This window comes from Candidatus Electrothrix sp., from assembly GCF_052785085.1.
In genome coordinates this window covers 23611-40123 of sequence record NZ_JALAAI010000006.1, presented here as the reverse complement: position 1 = coordinate 40123, position 16513 = coordinate 23611, and the positions used below count along the sequence as shown (strand labels likewise).

Here is a 16513-nt window from a genome sequence, read left to right as displayed (position 1 = left end):
ATGATGAGCTATGCAGGCAATAAATTGAGTAGCTGAAGAGTAGCGGAGTAGAAATGCATGGAATATCGCAATGCTGTATTCATTGTTACCGAAGAACACGCATGTCCCATATATAATGTCGGCGATGAATTCATTGTTCATGAATCTACTCTTACCATTGAGCGGAATAAAGAAGTATGCTTGATGCTGGTGCAGGAAATGCTTAAGACCCTGAACTGCTCCAGACCCTTGCGTCCTCGTTTTACCCAGACTGGTATGCGGAGAACCAAGTTTGAGTGCGGTGGATGTACGGGACTCATTCGTTTTGAGTATAAGAAGGAAAACGCCTATTCCACTTTGCAGATGAACCTCCTTGAGGTAGCGAAAAAACGGGCGAAGAATCAATTGATAGAAGACTTTTTCGATCTCCTCCGGGAGATGGAGCTTTTTGAACCTCTGGATGATTTTGATCTCCAGGACCTTGCTCTGCTCATGAAGTTGCAAAAGTTTTCTGCAAATAAAGTGATCATTGAAGCTGGAGAGCTTGGAACCCATTTCTATGTTGTATTATCAGGAACAGTTGCAGTTGTCCGGGAGGATAATGAGGTTGTTGCGGAGATTGGTCCAGGGGATATTTTTGGAGAGATGAGTCTGCTCTCTGGAGAATTGACCTATCCTTCTGTTTATTCGAAAACAGCTGTTCAGCTGGCAGCTCTTAAGGCAAAAGATTTTAAACATGTTTTATCCAGGTATCCTATATTACAAATCTTTTTTTATAGAGTTTTGGTAAACCGTGCCCAGGTAAATACAATACGATCTGGCAATATCAGTTCCGGCATGAGCGGTGACCTGGAAGATATTAATACCGTGGAGCTGTTTCAACTCATCAACTCTGGTGGTAAGACAGGAAAAGTACAGTTTACCTTTGATGCATCTCAGGCATTAACGCTGTTTAATGAAGGTGAGATAGTGTATTGTCAATACGGCGAGTTAGAAGGGAAAGAGGCTATCTTTTCTTTACTGGCAAAGCAGAAAGGCTCCTTTGTCTATACAAAGGGTCTTACTCAAGAGGAGAAAAAGTTGCCTGTGCTTGGAGGTTTTATGGGGCTTGTTATGGAAGGTTTACGCCGTATTGATGAAGAACAGGAAGCAGGTGAGTAGCCGTTACCCTTGATATTTTTGAAAAATAAGGCAGGCATTGGTGCCGCCAAAGCCGTAGCTGTTCGACATAACCCTGTTTAATATTATTTGGCGCGTTTGTTGGACAATATTCATTTCTTGAGCGTCTGGTTCCAGAGTATGAATATTGGCACTTGCTGCAATAAAATCATTATTGAGCATAAGGATGCTGTAGATAGCCTCATGCACTCCGGCAGCACCTAATGAATGTCCTGAAAGAGATTTTGTGGAACTGATTGGGGGAATACTGGCACCAAATACCTGGCGAATGGCCTGCAGCTCAACCATATCGCCAATAGGGGTGGATGTTCCGTGGGCATTGATATAATCAATAGGCGCGGAAACAGAGGCAAGAGCAAGTTTTATGCAACGAGATGCCCCTTCACCTGATGGAGATACCATCTCATAACCGTCAGCGGTTGCCCCATAGCCGATAAGCTCTCCGTAAATCTGTGCTCCGCGTTGACAGGCATGTTCAAGTTCTTCTAAAACAATCAGGCCAGCTCCATTGGCAACAACAAATCCGTCCCGGTGTACATCATATGGTCTTGAGGCTTGTTCCGGTGTATCATTAAAATTGGTGGACAAGGCCCCCATCGCATCAAACATTGAAGTTTGGGTCCAGTGTTCTTCATCGCTACCACCAGCAAAGATGATATCCTGTTTCCCAAGCTGAATCTGTTCCATTGCTGCACCAATGCAGTGAGCACCAGTGGCGCAGGCAGAGGAGATGGAGTAACAGGTACCTTTGATTTTAAAAGGTGCTGTGAGACCAGCTGAAACGGTACTGGACATGGTTTTGGGCACCATGAATGGGCTGAGTCGGCGTAGTCCTCTCTTGCGCATAATATCGGCTGTGGCAACAACATTTTCTGCTGAAGTGCCTCCTGAGCCAATAATCAAGCCGGTACGTGGTGAGGAAACCTGTTCAGGAGAGAGTCCACTGTCCTGTATGGCCTGTTGCATTGCCAGGTAGGCATAGGCAGCTGCATTGCCCATGAAACGGAGTATTTTTTTATCAATATGTTTTTTGCAATTGATTTGAGTAAAGGCACCGATCTGCGAGCGCAGTCCCAGTTCTTTGTAAGGTTCCCAGAATCGAATACCGGATTTTCCTGTTTGCAAGGAGGCCAGAACGTCCTCTGTTGTATCTCCTAGGGAGGAAATAATTCCCATCCCTGTTATGACCACTCTACGCATTATTGTTTTTTATTATTTCTCAAAAGTTATTGTACTTCATGCTGCATCGCTATGGGTTTATTCTTGTGTAAGAATGACAGATTCACAGCAAAAGAACAATAGTTTTTCAATTTCTCAGAAAAGTATGGAATCTGATTACAAGCGAAAAAGCATTACTATTTTTTTCTTAATAAGCTGCTAGGATTCAACAGAAAATATCTTGCCCCTTATGCCGGATATCTTATCATGTCCAGATGAAAATATTGGAGAAGAATATGTTAAAAAAGAAAATTTTAAAGGCATTAACTAACCAGATTAATGAGGAAATGTATTCCGGATATCTTTACCTGTCCATGGAGTCTTATTTCCATTCGATCAGTTTGGCGGGTTTTGCATCCTGGATGCGGGTGCAGGCCCAGGAAGAATTGCATCATGGGATGAGGTTGTATGATTTTGTCAATGAACGTGGTGGAAGAGTGTTTTTGGATACGATTAATCGACCAGATGCGAAATGGGAAAATCCTCTTGCCGTTTTTGAGCAGGTTATGGCTCATGAGGAAAAAGTAACTGCGTTGATTAATGAGTTGATGGATCTTGCAGGTTCAGAGCAGGATCATGCAACCAAGATTTTTTTGCAGTGGTTTGTTTCTGAACAGGTAGAAGAAGAGGCCTCAGTTGGCGATGTGCTGAATAAGTTGCGCCTGATCCAGAACGATTCATCCGGACTTTTTATGTTGGACGCTGAATTGGCAAAGCGAGTCTTTATTCCTCCAGCAAAGGAATAAGGAAAAAATTTGTTGAGCTGAATAAGTACGCTGAGGATTAACTCTTGATAAAGGGAGACTATCTTATGGGAACACGAGCAATTAAACAGCATGTTTTGAGAGTATTAAAGCAGAATGATCTTGCTGAGATTGAAACTGAGCTTGTTCAGTTCCAGGAAAAGGAGCTGGTTAATGCACTTTTTTTTGGGATTTGTCATCCTGATGAGTTGATCCGCTGGCATGCAATTTCCGTCATGGGTCGTGCGGTGGCTCGACTGGCTGACCAGGACATGGAAGAAGCCCGGATAATACTTCGGCGTATGTTGTGGAGTCTGAATGATGAGTCAGGCGGGATTGGTTGGGGAGTGCCAGAGTCCATGGCGGAAATTATGTATCGGCATGATGGGATAACCAAAGAGTATATTCATATGCTGATTTCCTATATGCGCCCTGATGGTGAGGAAGAATGGCAGGACGGTAATTTTCTTGAGCATGAGATATTACAGCAGGGACTTATGTGGGCCATGGGACGATTAGCTCAGAACCGGAAAGAATGTTTACTCGCCCGTGGAGTAGAGCGTGACCTTCCGCCGTACCTCGAAGCTGCTGATGCAACTGTCTGTGGACTGGCTGCACGGGCTATTGGGCTCCTTGGCAGGGCAGCGTCAAGGGAGCCGTTGGAACAGCTCAACAAGCTGGCCAAAAATGACCAAAGAATGTTGCGCTTGTATGATCACGGTGTCTTCTGCACGGTTTCGGTTGCTGAACTTGCAGGCCGTGCCCTCAAGGAGGTTGAATAAATGGACCAGGATCTTTTCCCCCATGTTGCGTGTCTGCAACTACCTCTTCAGCAAGGAGATGTGCAGGCAAATCTGCAGGCTGTGCAAGAGATGCTGGCAAAAGCCTGCTGCCCAGCCAATACCCTTGTTGTTTTGCCCGAGCTATGGGCCACAGGTTTTGATTACGCACATATTCATGCCCTTGCTGAGCAAACACCTGAAATTCTCGCTGAGCTTCAGAAAGAAGCTGCGCAGAAGTGCGTATGGTTTGCTGGTTCTTTACTGGATAAACAACCCACCAGGGAGATCTATAATGCCTTTTTTGTAGTTGGGCCGGAAGGGCAGGTTGGCTGCTATCATAAGCAGCATCTGTTTCAGCTGTGGCAGGAGGACCAGTACCTTGCAGCTGGAAAAGAAGCGCAAGGTATCCAGACACCTTTTGGGCCAATTGCTGCTCTGGTCTGCTATGATCTCCGCTTTCCTCAGCTCAGTCAACAGCAGATTTTTTCCGGAGCCAAGCTGCTTGTCATTTCTGCCCAATGGCCTGCACTTCGGGCTGACCACTGGAAGATTCTTCTCCAGGCCCGGGCTATTGAGAACCAGGCTTTTGTTGTGGCATGTAATGGAAGTGGTCGTCTTGCTGTGGGTGATCTGGCTGGCCAGTCAATGATTATTTCGCCTTCAGGAGAGATACTTGCCCAGGCTGATAAAGAACCTGCTGTGCTTACGGCTGATCTTGATCCAGAAGATGTTACAACTGCCCGATCCCGTTTTTGTTCCGTTGCAGAGCGTCCCTGGTATGGTCAGGATGCACATAAAATCGTTGGACCAGATATTCTGTTGGAGCGGTTATCCCGCATGCGTGCCCAGGGCAGTAAGGTGGTTTTTACCAATGGCTGTTTTGACCTTCTTCATGCAGGCCATGTGAGCTATCTGGAAGAGGCCCGGCGTTGTGGTGATTGCCTTGTTATTGGTGTTAACTCTGACAGCTCTGTTCAGGCCTTAAAAGGACCTGCGCGTCCGGTGAATAGTGAGCGTGAACGGGCCCGGGTTTTGGCGGCCTTGGGATGTGTTGATTTTGTGGTGTTTTTTGATGAAGACACTCCGCTGAAACTCATTCAGGCACTCCTCCCGGATATTCTGGTTAAAGGGGCTGATTGGCCTGAAGACCAGATAGTTGGTGGAGCTGAGGTCAAAGCAGCCGGAGGAGCAATTAAGCGAATAGCTTTTACGTGCCAGACCTCAACTACTCGTATTATTGAGACAATATTAACGTCTGCTGGCGCATAATTTTTTTTCTGTATAAGTCCCTTCGTTGTTGTGGTAAACTATGGAGACGATTCTCTGAAATTATGCCTTTATTATTTCTAACAATTTATCTTTTTGACCTTTCGTGGTAACAATGGGTCGTGACTATACGGATGACTAATAACTCTTTTCATAGCAGAGGCAAGCAAGTATTTTTACAAGCAGGAGTGCTGAATTTTTCTAATACGGTTAACGGTTCAACGATTAATGGGTAAAAAAAATTGATTTCTGTTTTAGATATGCTATTTTAGAAAGGTGATGACGTTTGAATGCTGATACCATGGGCGTTACTGTTTGAGGATTGATTGGGGTAGGCAGCTTCTGTATGCAGAAATAAAAATTCTTGTTAATTGAATTTGTTGTATGATTTCATGTCTGATATATCAAAAATTCTCATTGTAGATGACGATCTGACCTATGTTCATGACCTTTGCGATGTCCTGTCTGCGTATAGTCAGTACAAAGTATTGACAGCCACAAACAGAGGTGATGAGGTCTTTGCGCTGAAAAAAGAGAAGATAGCTGTTCTTGTTGTTAATCTCAATGCGGAAAATATTGATGCGCTGGCCTTGCTGTCTCTTGTTTCTTCATCATACCGTCACATTCAATGTATTGTGATGATTTCGCAAAAGCATCCTTCTGTAGAATATGTGAAGGAATGCCGATTCAAGGATTCTATTTACCTTTATCTGGTGAAACCCGCCAACCTGGAGACAATTGGTTGTGCTGTTCTTGAGGGATTACAACGCCTGGATGAAAATGATTATACCCCTGGAATATTTGCTGGAAAAATAGTTTCTTTTCTGGAAGCCCTTGAAAAGACCTGTCGAGTTCGTGTCCATTTTGGCAGTAAAAAACAGGGTGAACTCCATTTTGACAAGGGCCTGCTTGTGAATGCCACTTGTGATAATAAACAAGGCGTAGATGCTGCATTAGAGATATTTGATTGGCCCCCGCTGGGGTTCACGCAAGAACCGGCAGAAAGCAATGGAGAGCATCTTATTACGCAGAAAGGTTTAGAAACTATCCTGATCACCTCCAGATTAAAAAAAGAGGCAGCTGGCAGTCCGATAAGTGGCTGGGCAGGTGAAAGTTGTCCACTGGAGGCATCCAAGCAGAAAATAAACTTGTTTATAGTGGATGATTCCAGGATGATGCGCAAGGTCATCGCCAATATATTTAAAGACAATCCTGTGGTGCAGGTTGTTGGGGAAGCAGAAAACGGGGAAGAGGCTCTTCAGATCATTCCCCAGCTCAAACCAGACGTTGTGACCCTTGATGTGGAAATGCCGGTCATGGATGGTCTGACCACAATGAAGCATCTGATGATTCAGGCCCCCACGCCCACAGTCATGCTCAGTGCCATGACCGTTGAAGGAGCGGATGTGACCTTTGATGCCCTGAAATATGGGGCAGTGGATTTTGTGGCCAAGCCTTCAAATACTGGTACTGTGAATCTTGAGGAGCAGACCAGCGAAATTGAACGCAAGGTACGCCTGGCAGCAGATGTAGAGCTTGAAGCAGTGAAATATGTCCGTGCTGTGAGTAAGGAAAAAAAAGAGGCTCTTGCCCTTGCTGGTGAAAAATGTGAGGGCCTTGTTGCCCTGGGAGCTGCTGAAGGCGGTTATGGTGCTTTTTTGAAAATCCTGCCTCATTTGTCAGCAAAGTTTCCAGTGGCCTACCTTGTTGTTTTTTATGTCCCGTCCCGACATCTTGACTCCTTTGTCAGCTATATCAACAAACTTTCCCCCTTGATAATTCGCCGTGCAGAAAATGATGCCAAAATAGAAGCAGGTGTCTGTTATTTTGCCTCTGGAGAGGAGTATCTGACAGTTCGTGAAGTGGAAGGGGAGATGGTATTGCATCTTTCTTCAGCACCCTTTGCCACCCGGAGAGGTTCGATAGATATGCTCTTTTTTTCTGTAGCAGAACGGGTAAAAGAAAAAAGCATTGCTGTTGTCTTGTCCGGGATGGGCGAAGACGGTGGAGAGGGGCTAGGGGAGATTCTACGCGTGGGAGGGACAGGTATTGTTCAGGACCCGGCTGGTAGTCTGTACCGGGAGATGCCAGGGGCTGTGGCGGCCCGTTGCCCTGGGGCAAAGGTATTGCCAGACACAGGGATTCCCAGGGGTATTGAGGACGTGCTTGCGGGCTAAGGAGGGATGCACTTGTCTCCCGTTGAGACACGAGCTTGTCTCGCATTGAGACACGAGCTTGTCTCGCATTGAGACACGAGCTTGTCTCGCATTGAGACACGAGCTTGTCTCCCATTGAGACACGAGCTTGTCTCGCATTGAGACACGAGCTTGTCTCTAAGGGGTGTTCAGAGGGAGTATTCAGAGAGGCAGATACGTACTCAACAGGGTTGATCAACCTTTTTATCTGAAAAAAAACATAGTACTCATTGCAATATTAAAGATATACAGATATAAATGAAAGTAGTAACAAAAATTCCATAAGGAGGTATGGAGGCATGTTCTTAGGAGTGCGGCAGAATCAGGCCCGGTACCGGGAAAGTACATCCGGTCATTCGGTACTATCGGAAAACAGACAGGTGGAGGGAAAAGTATGGAAAATTTGAAGAGGAAGTCGTCCGGTTGGTACGGAGGGCTGGGGCTTCGCGGTAAGCTGGTAGCGATCATGCTTATGGTTGGTCTGCTGCCGTTTCTGGTTAACGCGTTAATTGACCAGATTTCGGCGGCCAACGCATTGCAGGAACGTGCAGAGGATCAGCTGAACTCTATTCGAGAGATTAAAAAGGACCAGGTTGCTGGTTTCCTCAAGGAACGTCAGGCTGATATGACGAGTCTTGCGAACCTGTCCGCCTCGCTTCGTTCAGAAGCGCTGAACAAGCTGACAGCGATTGAGGAGGTAAAGCTTCAGGCCCTGCAGCGGTATTTCGGTAAACGTAGGGCTGACGTGGAGATGCTTCGCAACAGCCTGACAACGATCACCGCCATACAGGAGCTGAACGAGTCATTCAAGGAAGAGGGCCGCAGAATCGGCGGCAGTCTCTGGAACGGGTATAAAGAAAAATACGGTGCCTGGTATACGGGGTTCTCCGAAGAGCACGGGTATTATGATGTCTTTCTTATTTCAGCGGAAGGGGATGTTCTCTTCACTGTGAAGGAGGAATCAGACCTGGGACAGAATCTGGCCACCGGAGGACTCAAGGGCAGCGGTCTGGGTGAGACCTATGCCAGGGTCATGAAAGAGGGGAAAATCGTTATAACCGACTATGCCTCCTATGCACCGTCCAATAATCAGCAGGCCATGTTCATGGGCGGTCCGATTCGTGATGAGAGTGGCAGGATTTTCGGTGTGGCTGCTTTCCAGCTTGCCACGGATGAAATTAACGATATTGTTAATCAGCGCGCAGGTCTGACCAGTACCTTTGAGTCCTATCTGGTCGGTGATGCCGACAATCCCACCCTGCATTCCGACCGTGTGGTCAAAGAGGGTAAGATTGGTGATCCCCATGATACACCTGACGGTCGGCTGGCTTTGGCAGGGAAGTCGGGACAACTCCACAAGATCGGTACAACAGGCGTTCTTGAGCTTTCCGTGTATTCACCGGTTGAGATTCCCGGCCTGAACTGGGGCCTGATCACCAACGGTGCCCTGGAGGAAGTTATTGTTCCGAAAGAGGAGGGACAGGCCGAGGATCTGATGCAGAAGTACCAGAAAACATACGGCTACTATGATATCTTTATGATTGATCCCACCGGTCTTATCTTTTATACGGTTGAGCGGGAATCTGACTATCTGACCAATATACTCACGGGCAAGTACAGCAACTCCAACCTGGGACGACTGGTCCAGAATGTTATATCGACCAAGAGAGCGAGCATGGCGGATTATGCACGGTATGCCCCGACCGGGGATAAGCCTGCCGCCTTTTTTGCCGCTCCGGTTACAGATGCCAAAGGTGAGCTGGTCATGGTTGTTGCCGCTCAGATGGCGGACACGAATATTCAGGAGCTACTTGACCTAACTATCGGTCTGGGTGATACCGGTGAGATCTTTCTGGTTGGTGAGGATTATATCGCCCGATCCAACTCCCGTTTCGGTCTGAAGTTATTGGAATCAGAACTGACCGCAACCATTGTGAAGGATGGTTTCCGTCAGGATGGGGCTGTAACGGAAGAGTCTGTTGATTATCTTGGTAATGAGATTATTTCCACTGCTGTGAAGTTGAACCTGCCCAAGGAACTGGGTGTGGATTTCGACTGGCTTATTGAGGCCAAAATCAACCGTGCCGAAGCACTGGAAGCCATTACCACCCTGCGGCTCCAGGCCCTGGGTATTGGTGTTATCATCGTTATTGTTGTAACTCTGGTTGCCTGGTTTGTAGGTGGCGGTTTCGCGAAACCCATTGTTGCGATTGCCGGGGTTGTTCGGCAGGTTGCTGCGGAACGTGATCTTACCCTGAAGGTGGAGAGTACTACCTCAGATGAGATCGGTCAGATGGCTGACGAGTTCAACAACATGCTGGTTGAGTTGAACGCAGCCTTCTCCGAGGTACAGAGTATATCCCAGGCAGTTGCTGCAAACGCAGAAAACGTGGCAGGCCGCGCTTCTGCAAACAGGGACAGGGCCGAAGTTGAGGCCCAGCAGACAGAAAAAACAAGAGAGCTGCTCCAGACAATGGGTAAGACAGCAGGCCAGGTTTCTGAGGGTGCCAGGGCACAGCAGGAAAGTGCGCAGCGTTCCCAGCAAACCATTGCTGAGCTGCTCCAATCCATGGATACTGTGAGTGACGCTGTTATTAAACAGTCTGAAGAAGCTGAAAAAGCTACTGACCGTGTGGGTGCCATGGGTGAGACCGGTGCTCAGGTTGTGGCCACATCCACCGAGCAGGGTAAAATGGTTATGCAGGTAACCGCATCCATGAATGAAATTACTGCTTCTGTACGTAACATGGCTCAGGCAGTAGATTCCGCTACAGCCCAGGGTCAGGAAGCACTTCAGGCTGCTCAGGAAGGTCGATCAGCGGTTGAAAGTACGGTTGCTGGTATGCGTGCCATTGCAGATTCATCTGGTCAGATTTCTGAAATCATCGACGTTATTACAGAGATCGCCGAGCAAACAAACCTGCTTGCTCTGAATGCTGCTATTGAGGCTGCTCGTGCCGGTGCGCATGGTAAGGGTTTTGCGGTTGTTGCTGACGAGGTTGGTAAACTGGCCCAACGTTCCTCTGAAGCTGCAAAAGAGATTACGCAGCTGATTAAGGATTCTGCTGCCAACGTTGATGCAGGAACACGGTACTCTGAACAATTGGAGACTGCTCTGGTTAAAATTGATGCCAGTGGTCGTGAAAACATGCGCTCCATTGAGGAAATTGCCTCTGTTGCCCAGGTTGTTCAAGGTGATATTCAAAATGCACAGGCCCTTGTTCAGGAATTGAACAAGTTGGCAGAACAAATCTCCAAAATGGCTGGTGAGCAGGGTGCTCGTCGTCAGGCAGCTGAAACAGCGCTTTCCTCTATGGTGCAACAGTCCCAGATCATTTCTGCGCTGGTATCTGAAGCAAGTGCCGGTTCCAGTGCCATTGACTCTGAGATGCGCGATATTGTGAGCCGTACTGATCAGCTGACCGAAATGGTTGCTGCCCAGGGTGAGCGTTCCCAGAATGCAGTAAAGATTGCTCAGCAATCCTTTGAAGGCGCGCAAAAAACAGTTGAGGGAGCTGGTGTGGTTGTGTCCATTACCGATGAATTGCAGGCAGCTTCTGAGAGACTCCGTCAACAGGTTGAGCAGTTTAAGTTGTAAGCTTACCTGTTGTCTGTTTTTTCAGGTTCCTATCTCCTTGTTACTCTGCGTTCTCTGTCTTGGAGAGCGCAGAGTGATTTATAAAGGGGGAGGAGAACGCATCGAGGTGATAACAGATCAGGTTTTTTTTCCACTGTTGCTCAACTCATTACGTACTAAAGGAGAAAAATTATGGCTGATACCATGGCTGATACCTTTACAGCCGATAAAATGACCGAGCAGGATGAAGGAGACCAGCAGCTTATGCAGCTGGTTGGTTTTACTATTGGCGATGAACATTTTGGAGTTAATATTCTCATGGTACAGGAGATTATTCGTTCTGCTCCTATTACATCTGTACCTAACTCTCCGGAGTTTATAGAGGGAGTTATCAATCTACGCGGTAATATCATTCCTGTTATTGAGTTGCGAAAACGACTCAATCTGTTTCGCGAAGAAGCAGCGTCAGAAGATCCCTGGATATTGATTCTGGATATCAATAGCAGGGTAACAGGGTTTATAGTGGATTCTGTTACCAGAGTCTTGAAGATTATGGAAGACACCATTGAGCCTCCGCCAGATGTTGTTGTGGCTGGCCTTGCCAACCAGTACATTCGAGGTGTGTGTGATATCGGTGAAAGTTTGTTGATTCTGCTTGATTTTAATCGAATTCTTTTAGCAGATGAATTGAATCAGCTTAGGGCAATAGACGGAGACTAACCATATGAGTAAGCGAGTTCTGATAGTTGATGACTCATCTATGATGCGTAAGATGATCGCAAAATTATTACAGCCCCCAGGCCATATTGTAGTGGGGCAGGCAAAAAATGGTCTGGAGGCGATTGATCTGTATAAGTCGTTAAAACCTGATATTGTGACTATGGATATCACCATGCGTGATATGGATGGGCTTGCTGCGGCAGAAGAAATTTTACGTTATGATAGCTCTGCCCATATTATTTTTCTCTCAAATCTTGATGAAGAAATATATCGGGCTGAGGTTGAGCGTCTTGGAGCTCGGGGATTTGCAAGTAAACATAAGGCCAGAGAAATACTTGATATGATAGATGAAACAGATAGCGAAGGCTAGTGTACTATCGCCTGAGTAGAGGTTATGCTGGTATTTTCCTTTGTTTGTAATGACAGGAATATTCGGATGGGTATGTTTTCCTATATAACGCCCTATATTCTTAGAGAAAATAGCAGGCAGTTTGGTGATGGGTGCTTGTTTGGCTGGTCGCCACACAGTTCATCATAAAAAAACGGATTTGTCGCCTATGTCTCCTTTTTTACAGGCAGCAAACGATGTGAGTTTAAAGAAAAAGACCCAGATTTTTTTTGTACTCAACTTTTTGCTGGTCACAATTGCAGCAGCAGGCCTTCTCTATGTATTAGTTAAACACAGCGGTGAGACTATAAGAATTGTTCATATTGTATTATGTGTAATTTTATTTCTTTTGCTGGGTATTCAAGCCGCTGCTTTGATGTATTTTAAACGGAATATTATAAAACCCCTGGCTGAAATGCAGGCAGCAAGCAGATTAATGGCTGATGGACACCTTGAAACACTCAATCACACAAAAAGGGAGGATGAAATTGGTTCTTTAGGCGAAAATATTAATGATTTAGCGATGAATATGCAGGAAGTTTTGCTTTTTGTCTGGAACCATAGTCAATTAAGCCGGGATCTGCTGGAAAATATTGCTGATGATTTAAATTTTTCCCTGGATGCGGATTCAATTGATTCTATAGACAAAGACATACAAAAAGATATCAGTACAATGCATCGTAATAATGAAAACCTAAAATCTATTGTAATGTCATTTAGTTATTTTGAAATTAAATTGGAAGACGAGAAAATGGTCTCTGATTATCAGCAGGAGCCTGGAGTGACATTCTCCTGAATATACGAGTAAATATGATGAGCTGGTCTGACTGCCAGAAGAGGGAGTGTATACAATAAAGAGAGGAGTCAGACTTGAGAGGATACAGGATAGTAGAATATTTTTTAGCAATGCAAGAATAATCAAGTAGTTACAAGGTGGAGAATATGATAGACTCATCAATGTTACCGGATTTTATTGTTGAGGCGGCGGAACATCTTGAAGTGATGGAAAGCAGTCTTCTCCGGCTTGAACAGGGTTATGAAGTTACAGATAAAGAATTAATGGATGAAATTTTTCGTTCGATTCATTCTATCAAAGGAGCAGCTCAGTTTGTCGGGATTGAGCGCGTTTCTGAACTGTCGCATAAGCTTGAAAATTTACTTGATCTTATTCGTCGGGGTGAGATTACCTTGAGTCCGGCGATTACAGACTTATTAATTGCCGGTAAAGATCGTTTGACCCTGTTAGTGGATGAACTTGAACGTACCAAGGCAGAAGAAACAGAGGTATCTGACCTTGTAGAGCAGGTGCGAAGAGTAATTGAAGGTGAGGACGTTGAAGATGATGCGCCTGAAGAAACAGTGTCAGGTTCAGGTGCTGCCCAGGAAGAAGTACTTCAGGGACTAGGTGAGAAGGAGGAACAATCAGGACTTCTTACTGAAGAAAATATGTCTGATGAGTTTGATGAAGAACTCTATAACATTTTCCTGCAACAACTCAAGGAAAATATACCCTTTCTTTATGCTCAAACTGTTGAGTTGTCAATTTCTGTTGATAAACAGGATGTCCTGTACCGTTGCAGTGATTCTATAAAAAGTCTCAAATCATCTGCCAATTATATGGGCTATGAAAAGCTTACCCAGCATTATTCCAATTGGCAACATGCTATTGATAATGCTGTTGAGCAACTTTCAAGTGGAAAAATGCCCAACCTGAATTTTATGCAGGATTATATAGATGAGATTATTCGTTCATTTCCCCAGGCAATGGAAGGGTATTCGTATGATGATGCAGATGAACTGGGTGATGGGCATCAGGATGAGCAGCACGAAACATCGTCTATTGATTCAGCCCTGAATTCTATTTTTGCTGATGAAGATCCAGCAGGAGTTTCCGATTCACCTGTTGCTCATCAGGAAGAAGACAGTGAGGACACACCAGAGCCTGAAGAGGTGGCAGGAGAAGGGATTGATCTTGATGACGCATTGGATACGATCTTTTCCGATGAACATGGAGGAGTTTCCGATCATGGAGAAAATGCAGATTTCCAGAGTTTGGGCGATGAAGCTTCTCGTGCAGAACATTCTCTGGGGCCTGTAATAAAAGAGGAGGCTGGAAATGCGGCTGAAACAGTTCCTCTTGAATACGAGCTTTCTGATGATGAGTATGACGAAGAGCTTATTTCGATTTTTCTGAAAAAGTTAAAGGGTGATATTGAATATATTCAGACGCAGATTGCAGAATATCTGGCAGGTGCTGATATAAGAAAAATACTTGAGAACTGTCACGATGCTATTGGTCGGTTGTCATCATCAGCCAACTATATGGAATATATGAGCCTGACAGCATTTTGCGAGGTATGGCAGAACGTTGTTGATGGTTATCTTACTGACGTTTCAGCAGGACTTGTTCCTGATATTGCTCCTGGTTTACAGGAGTTTGTTGATAAAATTATAAGTGTTTATCCTCAGATTGTTGAGAGCGAACAACAAAACGGGGATGATGAAATTTTTAGTGATGCTGAAGGAGCTGATGCAGGTTTTGACGATTCTCCAAAAGAGAGTAATGCTTCTGCTGGCAAAGAGGATAAGGACAAAGAACAGGCTGAAGAATTCGAAGGTGTAACTGCCGGTGAAAAAACAGAACATGTTGCACAGACAGAAAATGTGTCAGCAGATAAAGCCCTTTTTGACAGGCTGAGTACAGCCTTAGAAACCCCTGAATATGCAAACAATGTATCAGAAGGGAGCATTGACAGGGTCATTGAAGAAATCATAGAATCTCCAGGGTATGAAGAAGAATCTGAACCTTCTTCAAATGAGGAGAATGGGACTATAGCTGGCTCTCATTTACTGGATCAGGTCGTTACTTCAAGCACTTCAGATAAAAAAGAGGTTGCTGTGGACAACGCTCATACAGATGATATCCCTGATACTGCTGAAGAAAAAATACAGGATACCAGCGACTATGATGAGCCGGTTCCCGGGGGTGGAGAAAAAGAAGAAATAAAGAACGATCTTTCTGATCATTCTCCACAAAGCAAGCTAGGATTAGCGAAATCTGAGATTCTTGAGCAAGAGAAACAAGAAAAAGCCGCAGAAGGAGAACAGGAACAACAGTCTGCAAAGAAAGCATCCACTTTCCGAAGCAGCATTAGAGTTGATGCTGAAAAAGTGGACTTTTTGATGAATCAAGTGGGTGAGTTGGTTGTTAGTCGTGCCTATTTTGCGCAGCTTGTTAATGAGATAAGAGGGTTGGAGATGCAACTTCTTGAGTCTTCCGGGACTTCTAAGAGTCAGCTCAAACCCCTTCATGAATTCGCCTTTCGATTAAGTGAGGCGGGTGTTCATCTTGGTCGCGTGTCCAACGAACTTCAGGAAGGTGTTATGAAGGTCAGGATGCTGCCCATTGATCAGCTGTTTAAACGCTATCCGCGTTTAGTGCGTGATCTTGCACGTAATACAAACAAGGATGTTAAACTGGTTACAAGAGGTGAAGAAACAGAGCTTGACAAAATGGTCATTGAATCCCTTTCTGATCCTTTGATTCATATTATTAGAAACTCAGTTGACCATGGTCTGGAAAATGCAGAAGATCGTTTGCGGGCTGGCAAACCAGCCCAGGGAACACTCATTCTGGAGGCTTTTCACGAAAGTGATCATATTGTAGTGGAGATTTCAGATGATGGCAGAGGGCTTGATACGCAACGCATCAAAGCCAAGGCATTGGAAAGAGGTCTGGTCAGCGAGGATGAGTTAGAGCGAATGCCTGAACAGGAGTTGACCCGACTTATCATGTTACCCGGTTTCAGTACAGCTGAAAAAGCGACCCAAACATCCGGACGAGGTGTTGGTATGGACGTGGTGAAGAAGAACATTGAAAAGCTCAATGGTACGGTAGAGCTTTTTTCTGAGGCAGGAAAGGGAACACGCCTGCGTATTAAGATTCCTTTAACTATGGCTATTATTCAAGCCTTAATGGTCCGGGTTGGAAAAGAAAAATTTACCATTCCTTTGACCTCAGTTGAGGAAACCCTGAGGGTGTTCCGTCATGAGATTTCAGAAATTGAAGGGGTTGATGTTATTCACTTACGTGACAATACCATGCCTATTTTTCAGCTTGCCAAGATTTATAACATTGATCGTCAGGCAAGCCAGGAAGGAAAAATGTTTGTTGTTGTGGTGAGTACCGGAACCCAGGAGCTGGGCTTGGTTGTTGATGAACTCCTTGGCCAGGAAGAGGTCGTTATTAAACCACTTGCTGATTATTTGCGACTTGAAAGCGGGTTTAACGGAGCAACGATTTTAGGTGATGGTGGTATTTCACTTATTTTGGATATCCCTGAGCTTGTCAAGATAGCCAAGGAAAATCAAATATTGAGACAGGGTCAGCGTACGTTGGGTTTTAAGCGAAAAAAAAGGAATGCTGCAGAGACAGCAGAACAGGTTCATTAAGCATTTCCTGATGG

The 16513-nt window shown here is 45.3% G+C and carries 11 protein-coding genes; 10 read left to right on the top strand and 1 reads right to left on the bottom strand.

The window, feature by feature from the left end; translation table 11 throughout:
• Positions 1 to 57 precede the first annotated feature (57 nt).
• A complete protein-coding gene (locus L2082_RS01955; RefSeq protein WP_446010288.1) occupies positions 58 to 1140 on the top strand; it encodes a cyclic nucleotide-binding domain-containing protein in 1083 nt (360 codons plus the stop codon).
• A 3-nt stretch (positions 1141 to 1143) separates the two neighbouring features.
• On the opposite strand, the gene fabB is transcribed toward L2082_RS01955, so the two are convergent.
• Positions 1144 to 2358, bottom strand: coding sequence for a beta-ketoacyl-ACP synthase I (fabB, locus tag L2082_RS01950; protein WP_446010287.1), 1215 nt, complete (start codon positions 2356 to 2358; stop codon positions 1144 to 1146).
• Positions 2359 to 2612: 254 nt separating this feature from the next.
• Here fabB and L2082_RS01945 point away from each other — a divergent pair, with 254 nt between their 5' ends.
• The 9 genes from L2082_RS01945 to L2082_RS01905 all read left to right on the top strand — a co-directional run bounded on the left by L2082_RS01945 (position 2613) and on the right by L2082_RS01905 (position 16499).
• Positions 2613 to 3122 (top strand): ferritin, encoded by a 510-nt coding sequence (locus L2082_RS01945; RefSeq protein ID WP_446011398.1) that lies wholly within the window; start codon positions 2613 to 2615, stop codon positions 3120 to 3122.
• Between the two features lie 65 nt (positions 3123 to 3187).
• Complete coding sequence (locus L2082_RS01940; RefSeq protein WP_446011247.1) at positions 3188 to 3901, top strand: DVU0298 family protein; 714 nt, start codon at positions 3188 to 3190, stop codon at positions 3899 to 3901.
• Positions 3902 to 5170, top strand: coding sequence for a D-glycero-beta-D-manno-heptose 1-phosphate adenylyltransferase (rfaE2, locus tag L2082_RS01935; protein ID WP_446011397.1), 1269 nt, complete (start codon positions 3902 to 3904; stop codon positions 5168 to 5170).
• Between the two features lie 389 nt (positions 5171 to 5559).
• The gene (locus tag L2082_RS01930) at positions 5560 to 7344 is read left to right on the top strand and encodes a chemotaxis protein CheB (protein ID WP_446010000.1); all 1785 of its coding nucleotides are present in this window, start codon (positions 5560 to 5562) and stop codon (positions 7342 to 7344) included.
• Between the two features lie 412 nt (positions 7345 to 7756).
• Positions 7757 to 10960 (top strand): methyl-accepting chemotaxis protein, encoded by a 3204-nt coding sequence (locus L2082_RS01925; RefSeq protein ID WP_446009999.1) that lies wholly within the window; start codon positions 7757 to 7759, stop codon positions 10958 to 10960.
• A gap of 171 nt (positions 10961 to 11131) precedes the next feature.
• On the top strand, positions 11132 to 11659 hold the full coding sequence (locus tag L2082_RS01920; RefSeq protein ID WP_446009998.1) for a chemotaxis protein CheW: 528 nt from the start codon (positions 11132 to 11134) through the stop codon (positions 11657 to 11659).
• Between the two features lie 4 nt (positions 11660 to 11663).
• Positions 11664 to 12029, top strand: coding sequence for a response regulator (locus L2082_RS01915; RefSeq protein ID WP_446009997.1), 366 nt, complete (start codon positions 11664 to 11666; stop codon positions 12027 to 12029).
• 127 nt (positions 12030 to 12156) lie between these two features.
• Positions 12157 to 12843 carry a HAMP domain-containing protein gene (locus L2082_RS01910; protein WP_446009996.1) on the top strand — a complete coding sequence of 229 codons (687 nt, stop codon included), beginning with the start codon at positions 12157 to 12159 and terminating at the stop codon, positions 12841 to 12843.
• Positions 12844 to 12989: 146 nt separating this feature from the next.
• Positions 12990 to 16499, top strand: coding sequence for a chemotaxis protein CheW (locus L2082_RS01905; protein ID WP_446011396.1), 3510 nt, complete (start codon positions 12990 to 12992; stop codon positions 16497 to 16499).
• Positions 16500 to 16513: the final 14 nt, after the last annotated feature.